32 protein-coding genes and 1 riboswitch are annotated in these 25573 nt (G+C 68.6%); of the genes, 16 read left to right on the top strand and 16 right to left on the bottom strand.

The genetic code is table 11. The features are described from left to right. The first annotated feature begins 63 nt into the window (after nucleotides 1-63). From pth to ACXJLH_RS09630, 14 genes are all read left to right on the top strand, one after another. Entirely contained in the window at nucleotides 64-696 is a 633-nt protein-coding gene (pth, locus tag ACXJLH_RS09695) for an aminoacyl-tRNA hydrolase (RefSeq protein ID WP_056193984.1), read from the top strand. Next, nucleotides 693-1103 (top strand): hypothetical protein, encoded by a 411-nt coding sequence (locus ACXJLH_RS09690; RefSeq protein ID WP_457443723.1) that lies wholly within the window; start codon nucleotides 693-695, stop codon nucleotides 1101-1103. The genes pth and ACXJLH_RS09690 overlap by 4 nt, the downstream gene beginning before the upstream one ends. Then, a riboswitch (cobalamin riboswitch) is annotated at nucleotides 1099-1336 on the top strand. It overlaps the preceding gene by 5 nt. Nucleotides 1337-1411: 75 nt before the next feature. Then, nucleotides 1412-3292, top strand: coding sequence for a TonB-dependent receptor domain-containing protein (locus tag ACXJLH_RS09685; RefSeq protein WP_457443721.1), 1881 nt, complete (start codon nucleotides 1412-1414; stop codon nucleotides 3290-3292). A 10-nt stretch (nucleotides 3293-3302) separates the two neighbouring features. Further along, entirely contained in the window at nucleotides 3303-3851 is a 549-nt protein-coding gene (cobU, locus tag ACXJLH_RS09680) for a bifunctional adenosylcobinamide kinase/adenosylcobinamide-phosphate guanylyltransferase (protein ID WP_457443719.1), read from the top strand. Then, nucleotides 3844-4698: an ABC transporter substrate-binding protein gene (locus ACXJLH_RS09675; RefSeq protein WP_056193767.1), complete on the top strand. Its 855-nt coding sequence runs from the start codon at nucleotides 3844-3846 to the stop codon at nucleotides 4696-4698. Before cobU ends, ACXJLH_RS09675 begins: the two co-directional genes overlap by 8 nt. After that, nucleotides 4698-5678 carry a FecCD family ABC transporter permease gene (locus ACXJLH_RS09670; protein WP_457443717.1) on the top strand — a complete coding sequence of 327 codons (981 nt, stop codon included), beginning with the start codon at nucleotides 4698-4700 and terminating at the stop codon, nucleotides 5676-5678. Before ACXJLH_RS09675 ends, ACXJLH_RS09670 begins: the two co-directional genes overlap by 1 nt. After that, a complete protein-coding gene (locus ACXJLH_RS09665; protein WP_457443715.1) occupies nucleotides 5675-6433 on the top strand; it encodes an ABC transporter ATP-binding protein in 759 nt (252 codons plus the stop codon). Before ACXJLH_RS09670 ends, ACXJLH_RS09665 begins: the two co-directional genes overlap by 4 nt. Further along, entirely contained in the window at nucleotides 6430-7719 is a 1290-nt protein-coding gene (locus tag ACXJLH_RS09660) for a cobyrinate a,c-diamide synthase (RefSeq protein WP_457443713.1), read from the top strand. The genes ACXJLH_RS09665 and ACXJLH_RS09660 overlap by 4 nt, the downstream gene beginning before the upstream one ends. 3 nt (nucleotides 7720-7722) lie before the next feature. Beyond that, nucleotides 7723-8292 (top strand): cob(I)yrinic acid a,c-diamide adenosyltransferase, encoded by a 570-nt coding sequence (gene cobO, locus ACXJLH_RS09655; RefSeq protein ID WP_457443711.1) that lies wholly within the window; start codon nucleotides 7723-7725, stop codon nucleotides 8290-8292. Continuing rightward, nucleotides 8289-8627: a DUF1636 family protein gene (locus ACXJLH_RS09650; protein WP_056193753.1), complete on the top strand. Its 339-nt coding sequence runs from the start codon at nucleotides 8289-8291 to the stop codon at nucleotides 8625-8627. Before cobO ends, ACXJLH_RS09650 begins: the two co-directional genes overlap by 4 nt. Next, nucleotides 8624-9535 carry an adenosylcobinamide-phosphate synthase CbiB gene (cbiB, locus tag ACXJLH_RS09645; protein WP_457443709.1) on the top strand — a complete coding sequence of 304 codons (912 nt, stop codon included), beginning with the start codon at nucleotides 8624-8626 and terminating at the stop codon, nucleotides 9533-9535. Before ACXJLH_RS09650 ends, cbiB begins: the two co-directional genes overlap by 4 nt. After that, a complete protein-coding gene (locus ACXJLH_RS09640) occupies nucleotides 9532-10506 on the top strand; it encodes an aminotransferase class I/II-fold pyridoxal phosphate-dependent enzyme (RefSeq protein WP_457443707.1) in 975 nt (324 codons plus the stop codon). The genes cbiB and ACXJLH_RS09640 overlap by 4 nt, the downstream gene beginning before the upstream one ends. Before the next feature lie 73 nt (nucleotides 10507-10579). Then, entirely contained in the window at nucleotides 10580-12022 is a 1443-nt protein-coding gene (locus ACXJLH_RS09635) for a cobyric acid synthase (RefSeq protein WP_457443705.1), read from the top strand. 11 nt (nucleotides 12023-12033) lie between these two features. Then, nucleotides 12034-13041: a S1/P1 nuclease gene (locus ACXJLH_RS09630; RefSeq protein ID WP_457443703.1), complete on the top strand. Its 1008-nt coding sequence runs from the start codon at nucleotides 12034-12036 to the stop codon at nucleotides 13039-13041. Here ACXJLH_RS09630 and ACXJLH_RS09625 read toward each other — a convergent pair. From ACXJLH_RS09625 to hisF, 4 genes are read right to left on the bottom strand one after another with little or no spacing between them, the layout of a single operon-like run. Further along, nucleotides 13001-13288, bottom strand: a complete 288-nt coding sequence (locus tag ACXJLH_RS09625) for a YfhL family 4Fe-4S dicluster ferredoxin (RefSeq protein ID WP_056193738.1) — start codon at nucleotides 13286-13288, stop codon at nucleotides 13001-13003. The genes ACXJLH_RS09630 and ACXJLH_RS09625 overlap by 41 nt on opposite strands. A gap of 2 nt (nucleotides 13289-13290) precedes the next feature. After that, on the bottom strand, nucleotides 13291-13788 hold the full coding sequence (gene coaD / locus ACXJLH_RS09620; RefSeq protein ID WP_457443701.1) for a pantetheine-phosphate adenylyltransferase: 498 nt from the start codon (nucleotides 13786-13788) through the stop codon (nucleotides 13291-13293). Continuing rightward, nucleotides 13785-14333 (bottom strand): 16S rRNA (guanine(966)-N(2))-methyltransferase RsmD, encoded by a 549-nt coding sequence (gene rsmD / locus ACXJLH_RS09615; protein ID WP_457443699.1) that lies wholly within the window; start codon nucleotides 14331-14333, stop codon nucleotides 13785-13787. The genes coaD and rsmD overlap by 4 nt, the downstream gene beginning before the upstream one ends. Further along, nucleotides 14334-15095: an imidazole glycerol phosphate synthase subunit HisF gene (gene hisF, locus ACXJLH_RS09610; RefSeq protein WP_457443697.1), complete on the bottom strand. Its 762-nt coding sequence runs from the start codon at nucleotides 15093-15095 to the stop codon at nucleotides 14334-14336. Nucleotides 15096-15215: 120 nt separating this feature from the next. Here hisF and ACXJLH_RS09605 point away from each other — a divergent pair, with 120 nt between their 5' ends. Next, nucleotides 15216-15821 (top strand): CHRD domain-containing protein, encoded by a 606-nt coding sequence (locus ACXJLH_RS09605; RefSeq protein ID WP_235531862.1) that lies wholly within the window; start codon nucleotides 15216-15218, stop codon nucleotides 15819-15821. Nucleotides 15822-15828: 7 nt separating this feature from the next. Here the strand turns inward: ACXJLH_RS09605 and hisA are convergent, their stop codons facing one another. The 7 genes from hisA to ACXJLH_RS09570 are packed head-to-tail and all read right to left on the bottom strand — an operon-like array spanning nucleotide 15829 to nucleotide 20203. Next, on the bottom strand, nucleotides 15829-16578 hold the full coding sequence (gene hisA / locus ACXJLH_RS09600) for a 1-(5-phosphoribosyl)-5-[(5-phosphoribosylamino)methylideneamino]imidazole-4-carboxamide isomerase (RefSeq protein ID WP_056193723.1): 750 nt from the start codon (nucleotides 16576-16578) through the stop codon (nucleotides 15829-15831). Nucleotides 16579-16638: 60 nt separating this feature from the next. Beyond that, nucleotides 16639-17286, bottom strand: coding sequence for an imidazole glycerol phosphate synthase subunit HisH (hisH, locus tag ACXJLH_RS09595; protein ID WP_457351732.1), 648 nt, complete (start codon nucleotides 17284-17286; stop codon nucleotides 16639-16641). Then, nucleotides 17283-17873 carry a hypothetical protein gene (locus ACXJLH_RS09590; RefSeq protein ID WP_157281203.1) on the bottom strand — a complete coding sequence of 197 codons (591 nt, stop codon included), beginning with the start codon at nucleotides 17871-17873 and terminating at the stop codon, nucleotides 17283-17285. The genes hisH and ACXJLH_RS09590 overlap by 4 nt, the downstream gene beginning before the upstream one ends. Nucleotides 17874-17881: 8 nt before the next feature. Further along, a complete protein-coding gene (hisB, locus tag ACXJLH_RS09585; RefSeq protein ID WP_056193714.1) occupies nucleotides 17882-18496 on the bottom strand; it encodes an imidazoleglycerol-phosphate dehydratase HisB in 615 nt (204 codons plus the stop codon). Beyond that, on the bottom strand, nucleotides 18484-19560 hold the full coding sequence (hisC, locus tag ACXJLH_RS09580; RefSeq protein WP_457351736.1) for a histidinol-phosphate transaminase: 1077 nt from the start codon (nucleotides 19558-19560) through the stop codon (nucleotides 18484-18486). Before hisC ends, hisB begins: the two co-directional genes overlap by 13 nt. Further along, on the bottom strand, nucleotides 19557-19985 hold the full coding sequence (locus ACXJLH_RS09575; protein ID WP_457351738.1) for a PIN domain-containing protein: 429 nt from the start codon (nucleotides 19983-19985) through the stop codon (nucleotides 19557-19559). Before ACXJLH_RS09575 ends, hisC begins: the two co-directional genes overlap by 4 nt. Then, nucleotides 19985-20203 carry a hypothetical protein gene (locus ACXJLH_RS09570; RefSeq protein ID WP_056193705.1) on the bottom strand — a complete coding sequence of 73 codons (219 nt, stop codon included), beginning with the start codon at nucleotides 20201-20203 and terminating at the stop codon, nucleotides 19985-19987. Before ACXJLH_RS09570 ends, ACXJLH_RS09575 begins: the two co-directional genes overlap by 1 nt. A gap of 109 nt (nucleotides 20204-20312) precedes the next feature. On the opposite strand from ACXJLH_RS09570, the gene ACXJLH_RS09565 reads away from it, so the two are divergent. Next, on the top strand, nucleotides 20313-21626 hold the full coding sequence (locus ACXJLH_RS09565) for a GNAT family N-acetyltransferase (RefSeq protein WP_457443695.1): 1314 nt from the start codon (nucleotides 20313-20315) through the stop codon (nucleotides 21624-21626). A 14-nt stretch (nucleotides 21627-21640) separates the two neighbouring features. Here the strand turns inward: ACXJLH_RS09565 and hisD are convergent, their stop codons facing one another. The 5 genes from hisD to ACXJLH_RS09540 are packed head-to-tail and all read right to left on the bottom strand — an operon-like array spanning nucleotide 21641 to nucleotide 25552. Next, a complete protein-coding gene (gene hisD / locus ACXJLH_RS09560) occupies nucleotides 21641-22948 on the bottom strand; it encodes a histidinol dehydrogenase (protein ID WP_457443693.1) in 1308 nt (435 codons plus the stop codon). Continuing rightward, a complete protein-coding gene (gene hisG, locus ACXJLH_RS09555) occupies nucleotides 22945-23601 on the bottom strand; it encodes an ATP phosphoribosyltransferase (protein WP_056193697.1) in 657 nt (218 codons plus the stop codon). The genes hisD and hisG overlap by 4 nt, the downstream gene beginning before the upstream one ends. Beyond that, a complete protein-coding gene (locus ACXJLH_RS09550; protein WP_056193694.1) occupies nucleotides 23598-23840 on the bottom strand; it encodes a BolA family protein in 243 nt (80 codons plus the stop codon). Before ACXJLH_RS09550 ends, hisG begins: the two co-directional genes overlap by 4 nt. A 39-nt stretch (nucleotides 23841-23879) precedes the next feature. Further along, nucleotides 23880-24635 (bottom strand): ABC transporter permease, encoded by a 756-nt coding sequence (locus ACXJLH_RS09545; protein ID WP_457323447.1) that lies wholly within the window; start codon nucleotides 24633-24635, stop codon nucleotides 23880-23882. Further along, nucleotides 24632-25552: an ABC transporter ATP-binding protein gene (locus tag ACXJLH_RS09540; RefSeq protein WP_056193688.1), complete on the bottom strand. Its 921-nt coding sequence runs from the start codon at nucleotides 25550-25552 to the stop codon at nucleotides 24632-24634. The genes ACXJLH_RS09545 and ACXJLH_RS09540 overlap by 4 nt, the downstream gene beginning before the upstream one ends. Between the last annotated feature and the right edge of the window lie 21 nt (nucleotides 25553-25573).

The following is a 25573-nucleotide window of genomic DNA, read 5'->3' as shown; positions in this document are numbered from 1 at the left end:
AGCCAAGTTTCCCGGCCGAATGTAGCTGCAGCATTGCTGGGTCTCAAAGCTACGATCATGGTCATGATCAAGCTGATGGTGGGCCTGGGCAATCCAGGTGCCGAGTACGAAGACACGCGCCACAACGCCGGTTTCTGGTGGATTGACGGCCTGGCCCGGGGCCTCAAGGTGAGCCTGGCGCCCGACAAGGCCTATCACGGCCTGGTGGCCCGCGTGAACCAGGCGCCGGGCGCCAGCGGCCCCATCTGGCTGCTGGAGCCCATGACCTATATGAACTTGTCCGGCAAGTCGGTCGCGGCGCTGGCGCGCTTCTTCAAGATCGCGCCGGAAGAGATCCTGGCCATCCACGACGAGCTGGACCTGTCGCCCGGCGAGATGAAGTTCAAGAAGGGCGGCGGCGACGGCGGCCACAACGGCCTGAAGGACATGCGGGCTCAGCTTGGCAGCGGGGACTTCTGGCGGCTGCGGCTGGGCATCGGCCACCCGGGCCACAAGGATGAGGTGGCCGGCTATGTGCTGCGCAAGCCGCCGCTGGCCGAGCGCCAGGCGGTGGAGGACTGCATCGAGAAGAGCTACGGCGCCGTCGAGCTGATGTTGCGCGGCGACATGGACAAGGCGCTGGCCAAAATTCACGCCAAACCGCCGCGGCCCAAGCCGCCCAAACCCCAGCCGCCAGTAGACACTCCGGCCTCATGAAGCCTCTGCTGCTGATTCTGGCCCTCGCACTCGCACTGCCTGTTCTGGCGCAGACCCAGACGCGCCGCGCCCAGGTCTACCGCTGCGGCCTCGACGGTCGCGACCTGCGCGACTCGCCCTGCCCCGGTGGCAGCGCGGCCAGCAGCGTCGACTACGACCAGCCCAGCGCCGCCGACAGCAAGGCGGCGCGCGACCGCCACTTCGCGGACTCCCGGCAGGCTGCGGTCCTGGCCCAGTCTCGCCGCGCCAGCGAGGCTGAAGCCCGCCACCTGCGCGCTCAGGCAGTCGGCTTGCAGGCGCCGCCACCGCCCGCCCAGGCGGCCAGCGCCCCACAAATCACCCATCTGAAGCCGCCGAAGACGGCCAAACCGCACAAGCCCTCCACCGCCGCCAGCGGCCATCGATAGAATCCGCGCCGTTGGTGCTCGCGCCCGCCTTCACGGCGGCTGCAGTTCAACGGGAATCAGGAGGACGAGCGGTCACGCCGCAGATCTAACCTGAGCTGTCCCCGCAACGGTAAGTGGACGAGGCCTTGGCGCCTCACTGTTCGACCACATAGCCACTGGTGCGTGCACCGGGAAGGCGTCGAGCAGAACTCAAGTCCATCAGCCCGGATACCGGCCAACGACGGGGCCGCTGAGCGACAAGCCAGCGGCCGTTTTTCAGCCTTGCTGCGGGGGTCAGCGCGGCTGGGTGTTCGTTCGCGTCTCCTCTCATGTCTCACACCTTCCTCGCGGCCCCTCGGTCGCTGCTCGCCCTGGCCGTGCTGGCCCTGGCTTCGTCCGCCCACGCCCAGAACAAGCTCGACACCGTCGTCACCACCGCCGCGCGCACGCCCCAGCGCCTGTCGGAAGTGCTGGCCGACCTGACCGTCATCACCCGCGCAGACATCGAGCGCCAGGCCGCCGCCAGCGTGGCCGACCTGCTGCGCAACAACGGCTGTGCCGAGATGGTCCGCAACGGCGGTGCGGCGTCCACGACCAGCCTCTTCCTGCGCGGCGCCGATACGCGCCACACGCTGGTCCTCGTCGACGGCGTGCGCATGGACTCGCAGTCCACCGGCGGCGCCAGCTGGCAGGGCATCCCGGTTTCGCAGGTCGAGCGCGTGGAAGTGCTGAAGGGACCGGCCAGCGCCATCTACGGCTCGGATGCCGTCGGCGGCGTCGTGCAGATCTTCACCCGTAAAGCAGGAGGGAATGGCGGCGGCAAGATCAGCGCCGATTTCGGCGTGGGCCTGGGCACCCAGGGCACGATGAAGGCCGACGGCGGCCTGTTCGGCAGCCAAGGCATCATCGACTTCGCCTTCACCGGCGCCATCGAGGAGAGCGACGGCTTCAACTCGACGATCGACGTGCCCGGCTCCTTCAGCTACATCCCTGACCGGGACGGCTGGCGCAAGTACCAGGGCACGGCTCGCATCGGCGCCCAACTGGCCGAGGGCCATCGCGCCGAAATCATCGTCATCAAGAACCACGCGAACGCGCAATACGATTCCTCCAAGTCCCGGCCCCTCGTGGATGACCACACCGTGCAGGACACCGACGCCACCCGTCTGGCCTGGACGGCGCAATGGGCCTCGGCGCTGCAGACCCAGCTCAGCTACGGCGAGTCGCGCGACCGCTACGAGACCTCGCCCTCGCCCTATCTGACCATCACCAAGGTCAAGAACCTGGCGCTGACCGGCTCCTATGTGCTGGGCCAGGGCCAGCAGATCAACTTCCAGGGCGAGCGCATCGAGGACAAGCTGGAGAACAGCGGCCTCGTCACCGCCGGTGTGGGCAAGCGGCACCGCAATGCCATCGGCGCGGGCTATCTGCTCAATGCCGGTGCCTTCAGCCTGCAAGCCCACGCTCGCCACGACAACGACAGCCAGTTCGGCAGTGTCGACACCGGCACGCTGCTGGCTGGCTATGAGGTCGTGACCGGCCTGCGCGTCGTCGGCTCCGTCGGCAATGCCTTCCGCGCACCGACCCTCTACCAGCAGGGCACGGTCTACGGGCCAGACCTCAGCAAGCCTGGCGTCAAGCCGCTCGAAGCCGAGCGCGGCCGCAATGTCGAATTCGGCCTGAAGTACGGCGTTGGCGACACCGAGCTCACGGCCACGGCCTACCGCAACCGCGTCAGCAACCTCATCATCTTCGGCGCCGCCGGCAGCTGCCAGAGCGCCTTCGGCTGCTATCAGAACGTGGCGGCGGCCCGCCTGCGCGGCGTGACCCTGGCCGGCAATACCAAGGCCGGCAGCGTGAACCTGCGCGCCACCATGGACTTCCAGAAGCCTACGGACGCCAGCACCGGGCTGCTGCTGGCTCGCCGCGCCAAGCGCCTGGCCACGGTCGGCGCCGACACCGAGCTGGGCGACTGGGTGCTGGGCAGCAGCGTGCAGGCCTCCGGCGCGCGCTGGGACAACGCCGCCAACACGCGCAAGCTGGGCGGCTATGGCCTCGTCAACTTCAACGCGCAGTACAAGATCCGCAAGGATCTGAAGCTGCAGCTGAACCTGGACAACGCCTTCGACCGCGAGACGTCGACGGCCTATGGCTATGCGTCGGCGCCGCGCACGGCGCTGATCAGCCTGCGCTGGAGCCCCACCCTCTAAGCTCGCGCTGATGAGCACACACGAACTCATCGTCGGCGGCCAGCGCAGCGGCAAGTCGCGCCGGGCCGAGAAGCTGGCTCTGGGCTGGCCCGGCCGCGTGGTGGTCATCGCCACCGCGCTGGCGGCTGACGACGAGATGCGTGAGCGCATCACCCATCACCGTGCCTCACGGCCGGCAGGTTTCGAGACTGTCGAAGCCCCGCTGGCCTTGAGCGCGGCCCTTCAACAGGTCGACGACGCCAACACCCTGGTCGTTGTCGACTGCCTGACGCTGTGGCTGGTGAACTGGCTGATGCCGATGAGCGGCGCGCCCGATGCGGCCGGCTGGCAGGCCGAGCGCACCGCGCTGCTGGATCTGCTGCCACGCTTGAAGTCGCCCGTCGTCTTCGTCTCCAACGAGGTCGGCTGGGGCGTGTCGCCRCTGGGTCGAGAGGTGCGCGACTACATCGACGAGCTTGGCCGCCTGAACCAGGACGTCGCGCGCCTGTGCGGCCGATTGACACTGATGGTCGCGGGCCAGGCCTGGACACGACCCGTCGAGGATTCGAACCATGCGTAGATTGCTTGCCCTGCTGCTGTTGGCCATTGCGCTGCCGGTTGCTGCCATCGACATCAAGGACGACCTCGGCCAGGTGACGCAGATCAGCACGCCGCCGCAGCGCATCGTCAGCCTGCTGCCTTCGCTGACCGAGACCGTCTGCGAACTCGGTGCCTGCGCCCGGCTGGTCGGCGTCGACCGCTATTCCAACTTCCCCGCCTCAGTGAACGCCCTGCCCAAGGTCGGCGGCATGGAAGACACCAATGTCGAGCTGATCGCGTCGCTCAAGCCCGATGTCGTGCTGGTGGCCGTGTCCTCGCGCGTGGCCGAGCGGCTGCGCGCCTTGGGCCTCAAGGTCGTCGTTCTGGAGCCGCGCAGCTACAAGGACGTTCAGCGCGTGCTGAACATCATCGGCCAGGTGCTCGGCGTGCCTGATGCCCAGCGCGTCTGGCGCCATATCGAGGCCGGCGTCGCCGCGGCGGCCAGCAGCGTGCCAGCGTCGGCGCGGGGCGTGCGCGTCTACTTCGAGGTCGCCCCCGGCATCTGGGCCGCTGGCGAGTCCTCCTTCATGGGCGAGACGTTGACCAAGCTCGGCGCCGGCAACATCATCCCGGCGTCGCTCGGCCCCTTCCCCAAGATCAACCCCGAGTTCGTCGTCAAGGCCAACCCGGCCTTGATCATGATCGGCCAGCGCGGCTCCGAAGGCCTGACCCAGCGCCCCGGCTGGGACCGCATCGACGCCGTCAAGCGCGGCCGCATCTGCATCTTCAAGCCCGAGGAGGGCGACATCCTCACCCGCCCGGGGCCGCGCATGGCCGAGGCGGCGCAGATCATGGCCCGCTGCCTGCGCGAGAAGGGCGCCTCGTGATGAACATCCGCCCCGGGCTGCTGCTGACGCTGCTGCTGCTCGTTGGTGTCGGCGGCGTGCTGGGGGGCGTGCTGGTCGGCAGCACCGGCTGGGCCGACCTCGGCGACGACAGCATGGGCATCATCCTGTGGGAGATCCGCCTGCCGCGCTCGTTGGGCGCCTGGTGGGCCGGCGCCCTGCTCGGCATGGCCGGTGCGATGTCGCAAGGCCTGTTCCGCAACCCGCTGGCCGATCCCTATCTGCTGGGCAGCGCCTCGGGCGCCGGCCTGGCGGTGGCCATCGCGCTGGCGCTGACCGGCATCTCGCCCCAGACCTCGTCGCTGCTGGCCCATGTCGGACTGACCGGCATCGCCTTCGTCGGCACGCTGGTTGGCGTGGGCCTGACGCTGATCCTGGCGCGCGGCGTCGAGCAGACGCTGCGCCTCTTGCTGGCCGGCGTCGTCGTCGGTGTCGTGCTGAACGCGCTGACCGGCCTGGCCACGCTGTGGGCGCCCGACATCCTGCGCGCCATGCAGGCCTTCCTGCTCGGCAACACCGGCCTGCTGGGCTGGAGCAGCGTCACGGTGATGACCGCCAGTGGCATCGCGGCCCTCGTCATCGGCCTGCTGGCCAGCCCGGCCCTGGATGCGCTGACGCTGGGCGAGGCCACCGCCGCGTCGCTGGGCGTGCGCATGGGCCTGATGCGGCTGCTGCTGATCCTGGCCTTTGCGCTGGCCACGGGTGCTGCCGTCGCGCAGACCGGCATCGTCGCCTTCGTCGGCCTGGTCGCCCCCCACCTCGTGCGCAGCCTCTGCCCCATGCTTCACGGCCGGCTGATCCTGATGTCGGCCGCGGCCGGCGGCGCCCTGCTGCTGGTGGCCGATGTGATCGCGCGCGGGTTGATGCGACCGCAGGAGCTGCCCGTCGGTCTCGTCACCGCGCTGCTGGGCGGCGTCTATCTTCTTGTGCTGATGCATAGACGCGGAGCGCCCAAGCGATGAATGCCCTGCACGCCCGCATCGCCCGCGTCCGCATCGACGGCCGCGACCTGATCAGCGACATCGATCTTGCCTTGCCCCAGGGCCGTTGGACGGCCATCGTCGGCCCCAACGGCGCCGGCAAGTCGACGCTGCTGCGCGCCATCGCCGGCCTGCAGCGTTGTGAAGGCAATGTGCTGCTCGGCGGCAAGCCGCTCAATGACTGGCCGTCCCGCGAGCGCGCCCGCCAACTGGCCTGGATGGGCCAGCAGGAGACCGGCGCCGACGACCTGACGGCCCAGGACGTCGTGCAGCTCGGCCGCCTGCCGCACCGGCCGTGGCTGGCGCCGCCCACCGCGGCAGACCATGTCGCCGTGCAGACCGCGATGGAATCCACGCAGAGCTGGGCCTGGCGCGAGCGCCGGCTGGGGTCTCTGTCGGGCGGCGAGCGCCAGCGTGTGCTGCTGGCCCGGGCACTCGCGGTGCAGGCGCCGCTGACATTGATGGACGAGCCCCTGGCCCACCTCGACCCGCCCCACCAGGCCGAATGGATGGCCCTGGTGCGTGAGCGCGTCGCCGCCGGCCACAGCGTCGTCAGCGTTCTGCACGAGCTGCATCTTGCGCTGCAGGCCGACCATCTCGTGCTGATGGCCGACGGCCGCATCGTGCACACCGGCGCCCCCGCCGACGTGGCCACGCACGAAGCCTTGAAACGCGTCTTCGGCCCCCGCCTGCACATCGCACAGATCGAGGGCCGCTGGGTCGCCCTGCCTTTATGACCTCTTGCGCCGCCCTCTTCATCAGCGCCCCGTCCTCGGGATCGGGCAAGACCTGCGTCACTGCGGCGATTGCGCGCAGCCATGCACGGCGCGGCAAGCGCGTGCGCGTCTTCAAGACCGGGCCGGACTTCCTTGACCCCAGCATCCTCGAGCGCGCCAGCGGCCGCCCGGTCTACCAGCTCGACCTCTTCATGGGCGGCTTCGCCCACTGCCAAGCCCTGCTGGCCGAGGCCGCGCGCGAGGCTGACCTCATCCTCGTCGAAGGCGTCATGGGCCTGTTCGACGGCAACCCGAGCAGCGCCGACCTGGCCGTCGCCTTCGGGCTGCCCGTCGTCTGCGTCATCGACGCTTCGGCCATGGCCCAGACCTTCGCGGCGCTGGCGACGGGACTGCAGCGCTTCAGGCCCGAGCTGCACCACTGCGGCGTCATCGCCAACCGCATCGGCAGCGCGGCGCATGGACGCATGCTCAGCGAAGGCCTGCCGGACGACCTGCCGCTGATCGCCGCGCTGCCGCGCGAGCCCAAGCTCATCCTGCCTGAGCGCCATCTCGGCCTCGTGCAGGCGCTTGAGCAGCCGAGGCTGGATACACAGCTCGATGCCTGGGCCGATGCCTGGGAAGCCGGGCTGCGGCCTGGCTTGGCCTTCAAGCCCCAGGCCTTTGAGGCGAACACTGAGCCGCCGCTGCCACCGCTGCTCCACGGCCGCCGCATTGCCATCGCCCGCGACGCCGCCTTCGGCTTCATCTACGCAGCCAATGTCGACCTGCTCCGCGCCCTGGGCGCCGAGCTGGCCTTCTTCTCGCCCATCCGCCATGAGGCCCTGCCGGTTTGCGATGCGCTGTGGCTGCCCGGCGGCTACCCCGAGTTGCATGTCGAGGCGCTGGGTGCCCACCCCACGCTGGCCGCAGCCCTGGCCGGCCATGTCGCCGCAGGTAAGCCGCTGCTCGCCGAATGCGGCGGCATGCTGGCCCTGCTGGACTCACTGACCGACGCGGCCGGCGATACTCACCGCATGGTCGGCGTCATGCCCGGCCGCGCCCATGTGCAGCACCGCCTCGCGGCTCTGGGCCTGCAGGCCATCGCCTGGCCCGAAGGCCCGTTGCGCGGCCACAGCTATCACTACTCGACGCTGGAGACGCCGCTGGCGCCGATCGCCACCGCCAGCAACCCCAACGGCGGCAACACCGCCGAGGCCCTCTACCAGCAGGGTTCGCTGCGCGCGAGTTATGTGCACCACTACTTCCCGTCCAACCCCGAGGCGATTGCCGCCTTTTTCGGGAGCTGAAGCATGGAAATCGAGAAACCTCCCGTCGACCGCGAACGCGTTATTCCCAGCGGCGAGCGCCGTGGCCTGGTGATCGTCCACACCGGCGACGGCAAGGGCAAGAGCACCGCCGCCTTTGGCCTCGCACTGCGCGCGCATGGCCGCGGCAAACCGGTGCGCATCTACCAGTTCATGAAGGTGCCCAGCGCCCGCTTCGGCGAGCACCGCGTGTTCGAGCAACTGGGCGTGCCCATCGAGGGCCTGGGCGACGGCTTCTCGTGGAAGAGCAAGGACCTGGAGCACTCCGCCGAACTCGCCCGCGAGGGCTGGGGCCGCGCCGAATCGGTCATCCGTGCGGGCGACCATTTCCTCGTCGTGCTGGACGAGATCATGTACCCGCTGCGCTACGGCTGGCTGGCGCTGGAGACGGTGCTGGCCTGCCTGCGCGAGCGCCCGCCGCATGTGCACGTCGTGCTGACGGGGCGCGGTGCGCCGGCCGAACTGATCGAGCTGGCCGACACGGTCACCGAGATGGCGATGATCAAGCACCACTACAAGGCGGGCGTGCCGGCGCAGCGGGGGATCGAGGATTGAGCGCCCTCATCATCTGCACCACCTGCGCCGATGGCCAGGGCCAGGCTCTGCTGGAAGCCGTCGAAAACGAGGCGCTGGCACGCGACTGGTTGCTGCCCGTTCGGGGACAAGCCTGCATGGCTGCCTGCAAGCAGAGCTGCACGGCGGCCCTGCAAGGCCCTGGCAAGCACAGCTATCTGTTCGGGCAGCTCGCGCCCGACGCCGCCAGCGTCGACGCGCTGCTGTCGGTGGCCGCTCAACATTCGGAGCCGGGTGACGGCCTGCTGGCCTGGGACCGCCGGCCTGATCGACTCAAGGGCGGCCTGGTGGCCCGCCTGCCACCGCTGGGCTTATGAACCTGCTGCTGCCGCTGGCCATGATGGTGGCCCTGCTGGTGGATCGCCTGGGCGAGCCGCCGAGCTGGGCCCATCCTGTCGTCGGCATGGGGCGCTATCTTGGCCTGTTCAAGCTGACGAAGCTACCGCCAGCCGTCGGCTTCATCGCCGGCGCGCTGGCCTGGCTCGTCGGCGCCGCGATGGTCGCCTTCATCGCGCTGTGGCTGGAGGGCTGGGTGCTGATCCTGCTGCAGCCCTGGAGCTCGCCGTTGCACCTCGTTGGCGCCGCCTTGGCTGTCGGCCTGCTGCTCAAGCCACTGCTGGCTTGGCGCATGCTGGCCGAGGAGGCGCTGGCCGTGGAAGCTGCATTGAATGAATCGCTGGAAGCTGGACGCGCGCGGCTGTCGCGCCTGGTCAGTCGCGACACGTCGGCCTTGACCGAGACCGAGGTGCGCGAAGCGGCCATCGAGACGCTGGCCGAGAACCTCAATGACTCGGTCATCGCGCCGCTGTTCTGGTTTGCCATCGCCGGCCTGCCGGGCGCGGCCATCTACCGCTTTGCGAACACGGCGGACGCGATGTGGGGCTACCGCGACGCGCGCGAGTGGTGCGGCAAATGGGCGGCGCGGGCGGACGACCTGCTGTCATGGCTGCCGGCCCGGCTGACAGCGCTGGTACTGATGCCGCCCTCCTTCGCCCGGCTGCCGCGCGAAGCCCGGCGCACGCCCTCCCCCAACAGCGGCTGGCCCATGGCGGCGATGGCGTTGCGGCTGGGCCGGCGGCTGTCCAAGCCCGGCGTCTATGCATTGAATGCCGAAGGGAGCCCCGTGCAGGCCGGCGATGTGCACGCTGCCCGCGCCGTCGCCCAGCAGGCCGTCTTTGCCGGTGCCGTGCTGCTTGCCGCGCTCGCCTGGGCGTTGAGGGCATGAACGCGCCTATGCTGCCCGAGCATGGGGGACCGGATGAGGGTCCGCCAGCAGCACACGACTTCTCGACCAATGCCAGCCCGCTGGGCCCGCCGCCGACGCTGATGAACGCCGTGCAAGCCGCCGACCGTCAGGCCTACCCCGACCCGAACTACCGCACGCTGCGCCGCCATCTCGGTGACGCGGACCTGGTCCTGCCCACGGCCGGTGGCGCAGAGGGCATTCGCCGGCTGACGCTGGCGGCGATGTTGACGGGTCGCCGCGAGGTCTGGGTGCCGCAACCCGGCTTTGGCGACTACGCCCTCGCCGCCCAGGCGTTGGGCCTGCCGGTGAAGCCCTATGCCGCGCCCGCCGACATCCGACCGACGGCACCGGCCCTGGTCTGGATCTGCGAGCCCTGCAACCCGACGGGTGCCACGGTGGCGTCATGGCCCCGGCTCGACGCTCTTGTCGTGATCGACCGCGCCTACGAGCCGCTGCGCCTTCACGGCGACAGCCCTGCCCTGCCGCCCGGAGCCTGGCAGCTCATCTGCCCCAACAAGGCCCTGGGCCTGACCGGCGTACGCGCGGGCTATCTCATCGCGCCAGCCGCCGACCCGGTCTGGTCCCGTGCGTTGTCGCTGGCGCCGAGCTGGGTGCTGTCGGCCGAGGGCGTGGCCATGCTGATGCACTGGCACAGCGACGACACGCAAGCGTGGCTGGCCAAGGCCCGCAATCAGCTGCGTGAATGGACGGCACAGCAGCGCAAGATGCTGGCTGGCCTGGACTGGCTGCAGCGACCCAGTTGCACCCACTTCTGGCTGGCTCGCCCACCGCGATCTGACATCGCGACCCGGCTGCGCGAACGCAGCATCCGCGTGCGCGACGCAAACAGTTTCGGCCTGCCCGGTTTGGTGCGCGTGTCAGCCCAATCTCCCGCCTCGCAGCAGGCGCTGCAGCAGGCCCTGCTTGAAATCGAAAGCGAAGACTCATGAGTGCAGCGCCGGGCCGTCCCAAGCAAACTCGCTCCCGCTCGGCGGGACAGGCCGTAGGCCGAAGGGTGCATCAATGATCAGTAAAGCAGTGATGGTGCTCGGCACGACGAGCGGCGCGGGCAAGAGCTGGCTGGCCACGGCCCTGTGCCGCTGGTATGCCCGCCAGGGGCTCAAGGTGGCGCCCTTCAAGGCCCAGAACATGAGCAACAACGCGCGCGTCGTGCCCGGCTTGAACGGCCTGATGGGCGAGATCGGCTCGGCCCAGTACTTCCAGGCCCTGGCCGCCAACCGCGTGCCCGAGGTGCGCATGAATCCGGTGCTGCTCAAACCCGAGGCGGATACGCAGAGCCAGGTCGTCGTGCTCGGCGAGGTGGACCCGGCCATGGCCAACATCCCCTGGCGCGAACGCAGCGCGCTGCTGAAGCCCCGCGCCCGCGCGGCCCTGCACGAGCTGATGCGGGAGAACGATGTCGTCGTCATCGAAGGCGCGGGCTCGCCGGCGGAGATCAACCTGGCGCCCAGCGACTACGTCAACCTCGGCACCGCGCGCGACGCCAACGCCGCCTGCCTGATCGTCACCGACATCGACCGCGGTGGCGCCTTCGCCCACCTGTACGGCACCCACCAGCTGATGCCCGATGACGTACGCGCCCAGGTGCGCGGCTTCGTGCTGAACCGCTTCCGCGGCGACGCCGGCCTGCTGTCGCCCGGGCCCGAGCAGCTCGAGCACCTGACCGGCGTGCCCACCATCGCCACGCTGCCGATGTGGCGGGGCCACGGCCTGCCCGAGGAGGACGGCGTCTTCGATGAGACGACGACCGGCAGCGGCCTGCGCATCGCCGTCATCGCCTACCCGCGCATCTCCAACCTCGACGAATTCCAGCCGCTGCGCCAACTGCCCGGCGTGCGCCTGAGCTGGGCGCGCGAGCCCAAGGACCTGGCCGGCGTGGACTGGATCATCCTGCCCGGCTCCAAGTCCACCGCGGCCGACCTCGCCTGGCTGCGCGCGCAAAAGCTCGACGCCGCCATCAACAGCCACCGCGGCCGCGTGCTCGGCATCTGCGGCGGCCTGCAGATGCTGGGCGAGGCCCTGATCGACACGCATGGCGTCGACGGCAATGCGCCGGGCCTGGGCCTGCTGCCGCTGGTGACCGTCTTCGAGCCCGAGAAGCTGCTGCGCAGCGCGGAGTTCAGCTTCTCCACGTCGCTGGACGGCGGCTGGCAGGCCCTGGCCGGTGTGCAGGCCAGTGGCTACGAGATCCGCCACGGCCGCACCCAGCCTCACGCCGGCCTGCCGCCGCCGCGCGTGGCGCTGCGCAATGCCGCCGGCGAGGCGGTGGGCTGGCAGGCCGGCCAGGTGCTGGGCGTCTACGCCCACGGCCTGTTCGAGCAGCCGGCCGTGCTCAAGGCCCTGTTCGGCCAGGCTGGCCGGTCGCTGGATGCCGTCTTTGATGGGCTGGCGGACTTCATCGACCTGCACTTTCAACCGGGCAAGATTGCGGGCTTGATCGGCTGACGAATTTCCGCATGCGCCGCCTCCTTGCCACCGCCCTGCTCGCCCTGCCCCTGATCGCCCACGCCTGGGGTTCTGACGGCCACCAGACCGTCGCGACCATCGCTGCCGGCCTCATCAAAGGTACCCCGGCTGAAGCCCGCGTCGCCGGGCTGCTGGGCGACATGCCGCTTTCGCTGGCCTCGATCTGGGCCGACTGCGTGAAGGGCATCGCGCCCAGCCAGGGCTATACCTATCCCGCGCCGGGCAAGTACCCCGCGTGCGCCGCGCTGGAGACGCCCGCACGCATCGCCGAGATGGCCGACTACGTGCGCCGCAACGACCGGCAGTGCCAGTTGGGTCTCGACGAGGACAGCTGCCACAAGCAGACCCACTACGCCGACATCGCCGTGCAGCGCGGCCGCTACCTACCGAAGGTGACCGGCACGCGCCCGGATGACGTCGTCGGCGCGCTGCGTGCGGCCATCCTGGTGCTGCAGGGCAAGCCCTCGCCCGGTCAGCCCAACTTCAAGAACCAACGCGAGGCCTTGCTGGTACTGGTGCATCTGGTGGGCGACATCCACCAGCCGCTGCACGTCGGCAGCGTCTATCTCGACGCCCAGGGGCAGCGTGTCGACCCCGACAAGCAGGGCTTCGATCGCGCCAGCTTCACCATCGGTGGCAACAGCTTGCTGCTCGATCCGGCAATAACGGCGGGATCGAAGAACTTCCATTCGTACTGGGACAACGTGCCTGAGGAATTCAGACCCCAGCATGTCGATGCCAACTGGCTGGCCGAGGCGCGCCAGGTTGGTGCCGACCCAGGCGCCGCGGTCGACTGGCCGCCCCACTGGGGCACGCAGTCACTGGAGCAAGCCGGACGCGTCTTCGACGGGTTGAAGTTCTCGGCCAGGCAGGGCTCGCAGTGGGACATCGAACTGCCCGGCGGCTACGGCGCCAGGGCAGACGCCATCAAGCGCCAGCAGCTGACGCGCGCAGGAGCTAGGCTGGCCCGGGTGCTGCAGGCAGCGTTCCCGCGGTAGCCGCGGCGGTGAGGCGTTGATACTTCTGCATCAAGGTCTCCCGGCTCTCGATATGGGCCGGGTTGATCGGGATGCACGCGACTGGGCAGAGCATCACGCACTGCGGCTCGTCGAAGTGGCCGACGCACTCGGTGCACTTGCTCGGCTCGATCTTGTAGAACTCCTCGCCCATCGAGATCGCGTTGTTCGGGCAGGCGGGCTCGCAGACGTCGCAGTTGATGCACTCATCAGTAATCATGAGAGCCATGGTCAGCCCCCCTTGAACTTCGCATTCAACCGCTCAAGAACCCCTGGCGACACAAACTCCGCCACCTCGCCGCCCAGCGTCGCGATCTCGCGCACGAAGGTGCTGGACGTGTACTGGTGGTGTTCGCCGGGCGTCAGGAAGATGGTCTCGACCTCGGGCATGAGCTTGCGGTTCATGCCGGCCATCTGGAACTCGTATTCGAAGTCGCCACCGGTGCGCAGGCCACGCACGACGACGCGGCCGGCGTGGGTGCGCACGAAGTCGCGCAGCAGACCGTCGAAGGCGATGACCTCGACATTGCCCAGCGGTGCCGCCACTTCCTGGGCCATCGCCAGCCGCTCGTCCAAGGAAAACATGGTCTTCTTGTGATGGCCGACCGCCACCGCCAGCACCAGGCGCTCGAACATCGCGGCCGAGCGGCGCATCAGGTCCTCGTGGCCCAGCGTGATCGGGTCGAAGGTGCCCGGGTAGATGGCCGTGATGGTGGTGCGGGTCGTCATGCGGTCGGATTGTCCTCGCGCCGCAGCAATTGGTAGTGCACGGCGCCGGCTCGGCCCTGGCGCCAGGTCATGAATCCGGCCGGGGGAGCGACCTCACCAGGAGATTCGACGTAGATCAGCCCCCCTTCGGCCAACAGCTGCGTGGCAGCGGCCAGCGCGCGGTCGAACAGGTTGTCGGCGAAGGGCGGGTCGAGAAAGATGAGGTCGAAGCGGTCCGGGCAAGCCAGCATCCAGTTCAGCGCATTGGCCCGGTGGATGATGAGGGCCGTGGCCTGCAGACGCTTCTGGCTGGCCCGCAACCCGTCTACCAAGGCCGCCTCGCGCTCGATCATCACCACCGCATCCGCCCCGCGTGACGCTGCCTCGAAACCCAAGGCCCCGCTGCCGGCAAACGCATCAAGCACCCGCCAACCGTCGAGCGTCTGCCCCAACCAGTTGAAGAGGGTTTCGCGAATGCGATCCGACGTGGGGCGCAGCCCAGGCAGGTCAGGCACGGGCAGCTTGGAGCGTTTCCACTGGCCGCCGATGATGCGAACTTCGCCCATCTACTGGCGGACCGGAATCCCGCGCGCCGCCATCAAGGCCTTGGCCTCGCCCACGGTGTGCTCGCCGAAGTGGAAAATGCTGGCGGCCAGCACGGCGTCGGCGCCGCCCTTGGTGATGCCGTCGGCCAGGTCTTCGAGCGAGCCGACGCCGCCGGAGGCGATGACGGGCACGGGCACGGCGTCGGACACGGCGCGGGTCAATTCGAGATCGAAGCCGCTCTTGGTGCCGTCGCGGTCCATGCTGGTCAGCAGGATCTCGCCGGCGCCGAATTCGGCCATCTTGCGGGCCCATTCGACGGCGTCAAGGCCGACGTTCTTGCGGCCGCCGTGGGTATAGACGTCCCAGCCCGAACCATCCGCGCGGCGCTTGGCGTCGATGGCGACGACGATGCACTGCGCACCGTATTTGTCGCTGGCGGCGCGGATCAGTTCAGGGTCGGCGACCGCCGCCGAGTTGAAGGACACCTTGTCGGCGCCGGCGTTCAGCAGCCGCCGCACGTCGGCCACCGCGCGCACGCCGCCGCCCACGGTCAGGGGAATGAACACCTTCGAGGCGACGGCCTCAATGATGTGCAGGATGAGGTCGCGGCCGTCGCTGGTGGCGGTGATGTCGAGGAAGGTCAGCTCGTCGGCGCCCTGCTCGTTGTAGCGCGCGGCGATATCCACCGGATCGCCCGCATCACGCAGGCCGACGAAGTTGACGCCCTTGACCACGCGGCCGGCGGTGACGTCGAGGCAGGGAATGATGCGTTTGGCAAGCATGACGGGGATACGGAAGCGAGGGCTGAATTATTCCCTCGATGGTTAGGGGCTTCGCGGCGGAACCGAACTGGCGCTCAATCCGTAGCTTCGCAAGTTCCACCACCACAACAGGAGATGACGATGAGACTGACCTCCCCCGCCCTGCTCGCCGCAACCCTCGCCCTGGGCGCCGCCGCTGCCTCGGCTCACCCGGTGACCTATATCGGCACGCTGAGCAACCTCGGTGAACCTGCCGCGGCGGCCGGATCGCTCGGCACGGGCACGGTCAGTGTGATCTTCGATGACGACACCTTCTCGATGAAGGTGAACGTGACCTTCAGCAATCTGACCGGCAGTGTCACGGCCAGCCATATCCACTGCTGCACGGCGGCGGCCGGGGGGGGCTCGGCGGGCGTCGCGACGCCGGTACCGAGCTTCCCGGCCTTTCCCTCTGGCGCGGGTGTCATGTCGGGCACCTATTCGATGACCTTCGACATGACGCAGACATCGAGCTGGAACCCTGCCTTCGTCACAGCCAATGGCGGCAATGTGTCGAGCGCCTTTGCCGCCTTCGCGACCGGCCTGGCCGACGGCAAGGCCTATCTGAACATCCACTCCACGCTGTCGACCGGCGGCGAGATCAGGACCTTCCTCGTGGCTGCACCGGTACCTGAGCCCGAGACTTACGCGCTGATGCTGGGCGGCCTGGGCGCGCTGGCCCTGCTGGCCCGCCGGCGCAGGCGCTGAGAGGCTCTCAGCCGGCCGCTGCGATGAGTTCGTCCGCCCGCACCTGGGCGGCCGTGAAGTCCAGCGCGCCGGTGTAGATGGAGCGGCCGCAGATGACGCCCTCGACGCCGTCGCCCATGACGGCGCACAGGCGCTCGATGTCGGCGATGTCCGAAAGGCCACCCGAGGCGATCACCGGGATGGTGAGCGCCTGGGCCAGCTTGACGGTGGCCTCGATGTTGATGCCGGTCAGCATGCCATCGCGGCCGATGTCGGTGTAGATGACGCCTTCGACGCCGTAATCCTGAAACTTCTGGGCCAGGTCGATGACCTCGTGGCCGGTCAGCTTGCTCCAGCCGTCGGTGGCAACCTTGCCGTCCTTGGCGTCCAGGCCCACGATGATGTGGCCGCCGAAGGCCGTGCAGGCGTCCCTCAGGAAGCCGGGGTTCTTGACCGCGGCGGTGCCGATGATGACGTAGCTCAGGCCATCGTCCAGGTAGCGCTCGATGGTGTCGAGGTCACGGATGCCGCCGCCGAGCTGGATGGGGATCTCGTCGCCGATCTCCTTGATGATGGCCTTGATGGCCGGCTCGTTGACCGGCTTGCCCGCGAAGGCGCCGTTCAGGTCCACCAGGTGCAGGCGCCGCGCGCCGGCATCGAGCCAGCGGCGCGCCATCGCGGCGGGGTCTTCGCCGAAGGTGGTGGAGTCGTTCATGTCGCCTTGCTTGAGGCGGACACAGCGACCGTCTTTCAGGTCGATGGCAGGGATCAGCAGCATGGCCGGGGGCTGAGGGGCTGGAGGGAAAGGAAGGCGGGAGGCAAGAAAGTGCAGACCCGTTCAGGGCTTCCAGTGCAGGAAATTGCGGTAGAGGGCGAGGCCCAGCGCGGCACTTTTCTCGGGGTGGAATTGGGTCGCAAAAATATTATCCCGGGCCACCGCGCAGGTAAAGCGAGCACCGTAGTCGGTCTCGCCGGCGCTGTGTTCCGGCAACGCAGTCGTCGCGTAGAAACTGTGCACGAAGTAGAACCAGCTCTCGTCCGGGATGCCATCCCAAACAGCATGCGCCCGCGGTTGGTGCACGCGGTTCCAGCCCATCTGCGGCACCTTGAAGCGGCTGCCGTCTTCCTGCAGCCGGCCTTCCAGGCGGAAGCGCTGCACGCGGCCCGGGATCAGCCCCAGGCCGGGCGTGTCCTGCTCCTCGCTGTGATCCAGCAGCATCTGCATGCCAACGCACACGCCCAGCAGCGGCTTGGTGGCGGCGGCTTCAAGCACGGCTTCCTTGACGCCCGAGTCGGCCAGCTCGCGCATGCAGTCGCGCATGGCGCCCTGGCCAGGCAGCACGACTCGCTCGGCGGCGCGCACCACTTCAGGGTCGCAGGTGATGGCCACGTCGAAACCCTGGCCCTCGGCGGCATGGATGACGGCCTGGGACACCGAGCGGAGGTTGCCCATGCCGTAGTCCACGACGGCAACGGTGCGGGTCATGGCTTCCCCCGGGACAGGTCGACCAGCGCATTGCCCAGTGCCGTCACGGCGGGCTCGGACACGGCTTTGTCGACGCCGGGGAAGGTGGTGCGAAGCTTCCAGATGGAGCCACCGCCACTCCACAGCTGCACATAGCTGCGCAAAACTTCCTTCTCGGGGCGGTCGATCGTGGCCCAGCCCACCAAGACCTCGGTTCGGCTCTGGCCGTGGTTCTCATATTGCGCGACGACGTCGCGCACCTTGGTGTCGGGGTAACGCTGCTGCCAGCCTTTGACGATGCCGCTCATCGCGGACTTGAACTCCTCCAGCAACCGGGGATCTCGCGCAACGTCCTCGACGCGACCCAATTGGGCCTGGTAGATGTAGACGTCGGCCCACATGCCGCTCGGATGCTTGTAGCGGATGCTGCAGCCGCCGCCGGGCATGGTGGCTTCGAAGCCATGGGTCATCATGCGCTCAAAGCCCGGGCCCAGCGTCTGGGGCATGTCCTCCTGGGTGCCCGGCCGCGGGCAAGGCTGCCCTTCCTGCGCCATGGCGCCCACGGCAAACAGGCCGCTCAACGCCAGTGCCGCGAGGCTGCGGAGCAAGGCGCGGCTCACAGCGAGCCCTTGGTCGACGGGATCACGCCTGCGGAGCGCGGGTCCGGCGTCGTCGCCATGCGCAACGCGCGGCCAAAAGCCTTGAACATGGTTTCGGCCTGGTGGTGGGCGTTGTGGCCCTTCAGGTTGTCGATGTGGACCGTGGCCAGCGCGTGGTTGACGAAGCCCTGGAAGAACTCGAAGGTCAGCTGGGTGTCGAAGGCGCCGACGCTGCCGGCCGTGAACTTGCAGTCCATGTGCAGGCCCGGGCGGCCGGAGAGGTCGATGACGACCCGCGACAGGGCCTCGTCCAGCGGCACATAGCTGTGGCCGTAGCGCGTCAGGCCGGCCTTGTCGCCCACGGCCTTGGCGACGGCCAGGCCCAGCGTGATGCCGACGTCCTCGACGGTGTGGTGGCCGTCGATGTGCAGGTCACCCTCGCAATGGATGTCCAGGTCCATCAGGCCGTGGCGGGCGATCTGGTCCAGCATGTGGTCGAAGAAGCCGATGCCGGTCTGCAGCTTGGACTGGCCCGTGCCGTCCAGGTTGACGCGCACCGTGATGCGCGTCTCGCGGGTGTTGCGAGTGACTTCGGCGATGCGCGCGGTTGTGGAGGCGTTCAGTTCAGACATGCTTGAATCGCTTGGAGCAGCAGGGTGTTTTCGTCGGGCGTTCCGACCGTGATGCGCACACAGTTCGCTAGCAGCGGGTGCATGGCCGAGACGTTCTTGATCAGCACGCCCCGGGCCCTCAGCGCCGCGAAGGTGGCGGCGGCGTCCTGAACCCTGGCCAGGATCATATTGCCCTGGCTTGGCCAGGGTGTGACACCGGGCATGGCCTGCAAGGCGCTGAAGAGGCGCTCACGCTGCTGGCGCAGCTCGGCGGCCTGGGCGGCGTACACGTCGGCATGCTCCAGCGCAAAGAACGCCGCTTCGGCGTTGAGCACGCTGATGTTGTAAGGCGGGCGCAACTTCTCGATCTGGCCGACCAGCTCTGGCGCGCCCAGCAGGTAGCCGATGCGCACGCCGGCCAAACCGAACTTGCTCATGGTGCGCATGACCAGCACATTGGGCTGGCGGGCCATCAGCGCCAGGCTGTCGGCGCTGGCGAAAGGCTGGTAGGCCTCATCCATGACGACCAGGCCCGGCGCGGCTTTGGCAATCCGCTCGATGACGTCGGCGTCCCACAGCGTGGCGGTCGGGTTGTTCGGGTAGGCCAGGTAGATCAGCGCCGGCTGGTGCCTTTCGATGGCGGCCAGCATCGCCGGCTCATCCAGCTCGAAGTCGTCGGCGCGCAGCGGCACGCCGACAAAGCCCAGTTGCTGCTGGCGCGCCAGGGCCTCGTACATGACGAAGCCCGGCACCGGGGCCAGCACCGTGGCGCCGGGCTTGGAAACGGCGATGGTCAGCAGGCCGATGAGTTCGTCCGAACCGTTGCCCAGCGTGACGCCCACGTCATCGGCCACGCCGGCATGCCGGGCCAGCGCGCGGGCCAGCTCGGCGGTGCGCTCGGCCGGGTAGCGGTTCAGCGCCACGGCGCCGAGGCGCTCACCCAGGGCCTGCTGCAGCTCGGGCGGCAGGCGGTAGGGGTTCTCCATCGCGTCCAGCTTCAGCAGGCCGGTGCTGGGCTGCACGACGTAGGCGTGGGCCGCGCGCACGTCGGGGCGGATCTGGGCGAGGGCTTGGTCGAGGCTCATGGGGCAGTCACGATGGGGTTGAACACCTGCACGCTGTCGAAGACGGCTTCGTGCGGCAGGGCCAGGCTGAGCAGTCGAGTGCAGCCCTGCGCCTTGGCGCTGGCGACGACAAGGGCGTCGGCGAATGGCAGGCCGAAGCGGCTTTCCAGCGACCAGGCGGATTCGACAGTCGCCTGGTCCGTCGCCCACGGACGCCAGTGCTGGTAGCGGCGCACCTCGGCACGCGCATCGCCTTGCGGCATGGGCGGCGTGACCTGGCGCGTGGCCAGCAGGTAGAAGTCGTTCAGCACCTGCACCGACACCCGGCCGGTGCGGGTGGCCCACAGCTCGCGCAGCCAGGCCAGCACCTGCTCGCGCTCAGCGGGGCGGGCGCCGTCCTCGCTGAACAGCAGCACGGAGGTGTCGACGAAGACGGGATCCGCCATCAAAGCACCTGCCTGCCGGGATAGGGCTGCCCGTCGGAGGCCCAGGACCGCTCGCGGTGCAACCAGTCCTGCAACGCCCGCTCGTAGGCGTCGTCGTGGCGCATCTTCTCGCCCAGCAGTTCCCCCAGCAGGCGAGACACGCTGGTGTTGCGCCGCGCGGCTTCCAACCGGGCCCATTCGGCCACGGCGTCATCCATGGACACGGTGACGTTCTTCATGGCATCAAGCGTATCACACGAAGTTCGTGTTGCACGAACTTCGTGTCCAAATACCTCTCGCTTGAATCGATTGAGTTAGCCTTTGCATCCCGTTGTCACTCCACCATCAATGCCCATATCGCCCCTCGCCAAGAAGCCCCTGCAGGCCACCGTGGCCAAGCTCAAGCGCACCGGCCGCGCCCTCGGCAAGCTCAAGCCCCAGGTGGTCAACCCCGTCCAGGCCCTGCAGGACATCAAGGCCAGGCGCGTCGCGCGGCGCACAGCCTCGGGCCTGCAACTGGTGCTGGCCGACCGCGTCGACTTCCTGAACCCCTTGCATTGGGATGCACTGGCGGCGCAGACCCTCTTCCTGTCGCGCGACTACCTGCGCGTGCTGGAGCAGCATGCGCCGGACAACATCGAGCCGCGCTACGCCATGGCCTATGCCGATGGTGCGCCAGTCGCGGCGCTATTGCTGCAGCGCGTGGCCGTCGGCGGCGCCCAGCTGCGCAAGCCCGGCAGCAAGAAGCTGGTCGATGCGCCGATGGCCGGGCTCAAGGAGCATCTGCTGGTCTGCGGCAACCTGCTCGTCTGGGGCGCGCGCGCCATGGCCCTGGCGCCGCATGCCGATGAGGGCCAGCTCTGGCATGGCGTCTGCGAAGCCATCTACCGGCTGCGCCGCGCCGACAAGCTCGACGGCCAGTCCGACCTGGCGCTGATCAAGGACCTCGGCATGGCCGCCCAGAACGTCTCACCGTCACTGCGCCTGCTGGGCTATCGCAGCGTCGACACCGAACCCGACATGGTGCTGACGGTGCGCCCCGAATGGCGCAGCTGGGACGACTACCTGGCCAGCATGACCTCGGGCTATCGCAGCGCGGCCAAGAAGCTGCTGAAGGACTGCGCCGCGGCCGGCCTGACGCTGCGCGAGGCCAGCGCCGAGGAGCTGCTGACGCGGGCCGACGAGCTGCATGCTCTCTATGGCCAGGTCCACCAGGCCCAGGGCCTGCGGCTGGCAACGCTGACGCCAGGCTATCTGCCCGCCATGGCCGCCGCCCTGGGCCCGCGCTTCCGCTGCCGTGTGGCCGAGCATGCCGACGGGCGCTGGCTGGGCTTCGTCACCAGCGTGCACGACGGCGACACGACGTTGGGCTACTACATCGGCTACGACCGCGCGGCCAATGCCGAGGCACCGATCTACCTGACGCTGCTGCAGTCCACTGTGCAGGACGCGATCGCCTTCGGTTCGACGCGGCTGAGCCTGGGCCGCACGGCGCTGGAGCCCAAGGCCAAGATGGGCTGTAGACCTGAGCCGCTGAGCTGCGCGGTGCGCCACCGCGTGTCGGCGCTGAACTGGATCACCACCGCGCTGACCAAGACGGCCGAGCACGATGAGCCGCCGGAGCGCAGCCCGTTCAAGGCCGCGCCTGTCGACGCGGCCTAGCTTTCAGCTGTGGGTCACTTCAGTCGAAGTTCGGCTGCGCGTGCATGGGCCTGCAGGCCTTCGCCGTGGGCCAGCTCGCTGGCGATGCGGCCGAGTGTCTGCGCGCCCTCGGCGCTGACTTCGATGAGGCTGCTGCGCTTCTGGAAGTCGTAGACGCCCAGCGGGGACGAGAAGCGCGCTGTGCCGGCCGTGGGCAGTACATGGTTGGGGCCGGCGCAATAGTCACCGAGCGACTCGCTCGTGTAGGCGCCCATGAAGATCGCGCCGGCGTGGCGCAGCAGCGGCTCCCAGCATTGCGGCTCGGCGGCGCTGATCTCCAGATGCTCGGGCGCGATGCGGTTGCTGATCTCGCAGGCCTCTTCCATCGAGCGCGTCAGGATCAACGCGCCGCGGCCCGCCAGCGACGCGCGGATGACGGTCTCGCGCGGCATCTCCTCGACCAGGCGCTCCATGCTGGCGCTCACGGCATCCAGGAAGGCGGCGTCCGGGCTGAGCAGGATGCTCTGCGCCAGTTCGTCGTGCTCGGCCTGGCTGAACAGGTCCATCGCCACCCAGTCGGGCGGTGTCGTGCCGTCGGCAATGACGAGGATCTCGCTGGGGCCGGCAATCATGTCGATGCCGACCTGGCCAAACACATGCTTTTTGGCCGAAGCCACATACGCATTGCCCGGGCCGGTGATCTTGTCGACACGCGGGATGGTGGCCGTGCCGTATGCCAGCGCCGCCACGGCTTGTGCGCCGCCAATGGTGAACACGCGATGCACGCCCGCCACCGCTGCGGCGGCCAGCACCAGCGGGTTGCGCACGCCGTCCGGCGTGGGCACGACCATGATGATCTCGCCGACGCCCGCGACCTGTGCGGGAATGGCGTTCATCAGCACGCTGCTGGGATAAGCCGCCTTGCCGCCCGGCACATAGATGCCCACGCGGTCCAGCGGCGTGACCTTCTGGCCGAGCAGGTTGCCGTCCTCGTCGCGGTAGCTCCAGCTGCGGCCGCAGGCTTCCAGCTGGCGCTCGTGGTAGGCCCGCACCCGCTTGGCTGCAGCCTGCAGGGCGGTGGCCTGGGCCGGCGTGATCGAGGCCAGCGCGGCCTGCAATTCGGCTTGCGTGATCTCCAGCGCGGCGACGTTGTCGGCCGTCACGCGGTCGAAGCGCGCGGTGTAATCCAGCACGGCAGCGTCACCACGCTCGCGCACATCGGCCAGGATCTCGGCGACGCGGCCTTCGATGGCGGCATCGTCCGCCGCCGACCAGTAGCGCAGGCGTTCGAACTCGGTATCGAAGTCGGGCGCGGCGGTGGAGAGTTGGCGAACGAGTTTCATGCAATGGCCGAGGCAAAGGCGTCGATCAGCGGGCGCAGCGCGTCGCGCTTGAGCTTGAGCGCGGCCTGGTTGACGACGAGGCGGGACGAGATGTCCATGATCTGCTCCACCTCGACCAGCTTGTTCGCCCTCAGCGTGCCGCCGGTGGAGACCAGGTCGACGATGGCCTCGGCCAGGCCGGTCAGCGGCGCCAGCTCCATGGAGCCGTAGAGCTTGATGAGGTCGACGTGCACGCCCTTGTCGGCGAAATGCTGGCGGGCGATCTCGGTGTACTTGGTGGCGACGCGGATGCGCGAGCCCTGCTTCACCGCGGCGGCGTAGTCGAAGTCGGCGCGGGTGGCGACGCTCATGCGGCAGCGGGCGATCTTCAGGTCCAGCGGCTGGTAGAGGCCGTGGGAGCCGCCCTGGGCCAGGGCCTGCTCGTGCAGCACATCGCGGCCGGCCACGCCGAGGTCGGCGCCGCCGTATTGCACATAGGTCGGCACGTCGCTGGCGCGCACCAGCACGACGCGAACGCCTTCGCGGTTGGTCGGCAGGATCAGCTTGCGCGAGGTTTCGGGGTCTTCCAGCACCTCGATGCCGGCGGCGCGCAGCAGCGGCAGCGTCTCTTCGAAGATGCGGCCCTTGGAGAGAGCGAGGGTCAGGCCGGTCATTGGGCACTCCACTCTTCGGGGCTCAGCGTCTTCATCGACAGCGCATGGATCTGCTCGCGCATGCGCTCGCCCAGGGCCGCGTAGACACGCTGGTGGCGCTTGATGCGCGAGAGGCCGTTGAACTCGTCCGACACGATGGTCGCGAAGAAGTGGCGGCCGTCGCCCTCGACTTCGAGATGCGCGCAGGGCAGGCCTGCGGCAATGAAATCGCGCACTTCTTGCGGGGTCGGGTCGGCCATCACGGGTCCTCGGTGGAAACCCGAGATTCTAGAGACGGCTTAGCTTCTGATCTTGTAGCCGCTCTTCAGCAGCGATAAAGCGAGGCCTGCCGTGACCGCGAAGCTGACCCCGACAACGCCCAGGCTGAGCCAAGGCGACACGTCGCTGACCCCGAAGAAGCCGCGGCGGAAGCCGTCGATCATGTAGAAGAAGGGGTTCAGGTGGCTGATGCCCTGCCAGAAACCGGGCAGCGAGTGCACTGAGTAGAAGACGCCCGACAGAAACGTCATCGGCATGATGATGAAGTTCTGGAAGGCGGCCAGCTGGTCGAACTTCTCGGCCCACAAGCCCGCAATCAGGCCCAGGGTGCCCATCAGGCCGGCGCCCAGCACCGTGAACAGCAGCACCCACAGGATGTTGTCCAGGCCCGGCGGCGCAAACCAGGCGGTGACCAGCAGTACGCCCGCCCCCACTGCCAGCCCGCGCACGACGGCCGCGCCGACATAGGCGACGAACCAGGCCGACGGCGACAGCGGCGTCAGCAGCAGGAAGATGAGGTTGCCGGTGATCTTGCTCTGGATGAGGCTGGACGAGCTGTTGGCGAAGGCGTTCTGCAGCACGCTCATCATCACGAGACCGGGGATCAGGAACTGCGTGTAGCCGACGCTGTCGTAGACCTTCACATGGTCTTCCAGCGTGTGGCCGAAAACGAGCAGGTACATCACCGCCGTCAGCACCGGGGCGCAGACCGTCTGGAACGCGACCTTCCAGAAGCGCAGGACTTCCTTCTTGAAGAGGGTGGAGGCGCCATTCATGCGTGCTCTCCCTGCATGATTTCAAGAAACACGTCTTCGAGATCGGCGCGACCGATCTCCAGGTCTTCGATGGGAACTCCCTGTCCGCGCAGCTCGGCCAGCGTCGTCTCGACCTCATGGGCGTCATGCGCCGTCACCTGCACGATGCGCCCCGTTACCCGCGCACGCGCCGCGATGTCAGGTGGCAGCGCGGCATCGGTCTTGAAACGCAGCATCGTGGACGCCGTACCCGCCAACAGCTGCGAGGTGCGGTCCAGTGCCACGATGCGGCCGGCCTTCAGCATGCCAATGCGTTGGCACAGGGCTTCGGCTTCTTCGAGGTAATGCGTGGTCAGCAGCACCGTGTGGCCTTCCTTGTTGAGGCGGGCAATGAACTGCCACAGCGTCTGGCGCAGTTCCACGTCCACGCCGGCCGTGGGCTCGTCCAGCACGATGACGGGTGGGCGGTGCACCAGCGCCTGGGCGACCAGCACGCGGCGCTTCATGCCGCCCGACAGCTGGCGCATATTGGCGTTGGCCTTGTCCGTCAGGCCCAGGTTGTGCAGCAATTCATCGATCCAGTCGTCGTTGCCGTGCACGCCGAAATAGCCGCTCTGGATGCGCAGCGACTCGCGCACGCTGAAGAAGGGGTCGAACACCAGTTCCTGCGGCACCACGCCCAGCGCCTTGCGGGCGGCGGCGTAGTCGTCCACCACATCATGGCCCATGACGCGCACGCGGCCTTCGGTGGCCTTGGCCAGGCCGGCCAGCACGCTGATCAGCGTCGTCTTGCCGGCACCGTTGGGGCCCAGCAGGCCGAAGAACTCACCGCAGTGGATGTCGAAACTGACGCCGTCCAACGCCTTCACCTGCCCTCCCCGGTATGTTTTCTTGACGTTCTCGAAGGAGATGGCGGGCGGGGAGGCTGAATTCGGCATGGGGCGCGATTCTAAAAGTCA

It is taken from the genome of Roseateles sp. P5_E4, from assembly GCF_054049255.1.
Note: the sequence above shows the minus strand (reverse complement) of the source record. Positions and strands in the feature narration are given on the sequence as shown.

What these genes read in the sequence shown, in the direction of transcription:
- ACXJLH_RS09570 (WP_056193705.1), bottom strand. Translation starts at nt 20,203, where the DNA reads ATGAAGAACGTCACCGTGTCCATGGATGACGCCGTGGCCGAATGGGCC.
- ACXJLH_RS09660 (WP_457443713.1), top strand. Translation starts at nt 6,430, where the DNA reads ATGACCTCTTGCGCCGCCCTCTTCATCAGCGCCCCGTCCTCGGGATCG.
- ACXJLH_RS09550 (WP_056193694.1), bottom strand. Translation starts at nt 23,840, where the DNA reads ATGGCCGACCCGACCCCGCAAGAAGTGCGCGATTTCATTGCCGCAGGC.
- hisF (WP_457443697.1), bottom strand. Translation starts at nt 15,095, where the DNA reads ATGCTTGCCAAACGCATCATTCCCTGCCTCGACGTCACCGCCGGCCGC.
- ACXJLH_RS09630 (WP_457443703.1), top strand. Translation starts at nt 12,034, where the DNA reads ATGCGCCGCCTCCTTGCCACCGCCCTGCTCGCCCTGCCCCTGATCGCC.
- cbiB (WP_457443709.1), top strand. Translation starts at nt 8,624, where the DNA reads ATGAACCTGCTGCTGCCGCTGGCCATGATGGTGGCCCTGCTGGTGGAT.
- ACXJLH_RS09690 (WP_457443723.1), top strand. Translation starts at nt 693, where the DNA reads ATGAAGCCTCTGCTGCTGATTCTGGCCCTCGCACTCGCACTGCCTGTT.
- hisA (WP_056193723.1), bottom strand. Translation starts at nt 16,578, where the DNA reads ATGCTGCTGATCCCTGCCATCGACCTGAAAGACGGTCGCTGTGTCCGC.
- hisB (WP_056193714.1), bottom strand. Translation starts at nt 18,496, where the DNA reads ATGTCTGAACTGAACGCCTCCACAACCGCGCGCATCGCCGAAGTCACT.
- hisH (WP_457351732.1), bottom strand. Translation starts at nt 17,286, where the DNA reads ATGACCCGCACCGTTGCCGTCGTGGACTACGGCATGGGCAACCTCCGC.
- ACXJLH_RS09565 (WP_457443695.1), top strand. Translation starts at nt 20,313, where the DNA reads ATGCCCATATCGCCCCTCGCCAAGAAGCCCCTGCAGGCCACCGTGGCC.
- coaD (WP_457443701.1), bottom strand. Translation starts at nt 13,788, where the DNA reads ATGACGACCCGCACCACCATCACGGCCATCTACCCGGGCACCTTCGAC.
- hisC (WP_457351736.1), bottom strand. Translation starts at nt 19,560, where the DNA reads ATGAGCCTCGACCAAGCCCTCGCCCAGATCCGCCCCGACGTGCGCGCG.
- ACXJLH_RS09640 (WP_457443707.1), top strand. Translation starts at nt 9,532, where the DNA reads ATGAACGCGCCTATGCTGCCCGAGCATGGGGGACCGGATGAGGGTCCG.
- hisG (WP_056193697.1), bottom strand. Translation starts at nt 23,601, where the DNA reads ATGACCGGCCTGACCCTCGCTCTCTCCAAGGGCCGCATCTTCGAAGAG.
- ACXJLH_RS09635 (WP_457443705.1), top strand. Translation starts at nt 10,580, where the DNA reads ATGATCAGTAAAGCAGTGATGGTGCTCGGCACGACGAGCGGCGCGGGC.
- ACXJLH_RS09575 (WP_457351738.1), bottom strand. Translation starts at nt 19,985, where the DNA reads ATGGCGGATCCCGTCTTCGTCGACACCTCCGTGCTGCTGTTCAGCGAG.
- ACXJLH_RS09605 (WP_235531862.1), top strand. Translation starts at nt 15,216, where the DNA reads ATGAGACTGACCTCCCCCGCCCTGCTCGCCGCAACCCTCGCCCTGGGC.
- ACXJLH_RS09685 (WP_457443721.1), top strand. Translation starts at nt 1,412, where the DNA reads ATGTCTCACACCTTCCTCGCGGCCCCTCGGTCGCTGCTCGCCCTGGCC.
- cobO (WP_457443711.1), top strand. Translation starts at nt 7,723, where the DNA reads ATGGAAATCGAGAAACCTCCCGTCGACCGCGAACGCGTTATTCCCAGC.
- ACXJLH_RS09665 (WP_457443715.1), top strand. Translation starts at nt 5,675, where the DNA reads ATGAATGCCCTGCACGCCCGCATCGCCCGCGTCCGCATCGACGGCCGC.
- ACXJLH_RS09540 (WP_056193688.1), bottom strand. Translation starts at nt 25,552, where the DNA reads ATGCCGAATTCAGCCTCCCCGCCCGCCATCTCCTTCGAGAACGTCAAG.
- ACXJLH_RS09675 (WP_056193767.1), top strand. Translation starts at nt 3,844, where the DNA reads ATGCGTAGATTGCTTGCCCTGCTGCTGTTGGCCATTGCGCTGCCGGTT.
- ACXJLH_RS09670 (WP_457443717.1), top strand. Translation starts at nt 4,698, where the DNA reads ATGAACATCCGCCCCGGGCTGCTGCTGACGCTGCTGCTGCTCGTTGGT.
- ACXJLH_RS09625 (WP_056193738.1), bottom strand. Translation starts at nt 13,288, where the DNA reads ATGGCTCTCATGATTACTGATGAGTGCATCAACTGCGACGTCTGCGAG.
- ACXJLH_RS09545 (WP_457323447.1), bottom strand. Translation starts at nt 24,635, where the DNA reads ATGAATGGCGCCTCCACCCTCTTCAAGAAGGAAGTCCTGCGCTTCTGG.
- pth (WP_056193984.1), top strand. Translation starts at nt 64, where the DNA reads ATGATCAAGCTGATGGTGGGCCTGGGCAATCCAGGTGCCGAGTACGAA.
- hisD (WP_457443693.1), bottom strand. Translation starts at nt 22,948, where the DNA reads ATGAAACTCGTTCGCCAACTCTCCACCGCCGCGCCCGACTTCGATACC.
- rsmD (WP_457443699.1), bottom strand. Translation starts at nt 14,333, where the DNA reads ATGGGCGAAGTTCGCATCATCGGCGGCCAGTGGAAACGCTCCAAGCTG.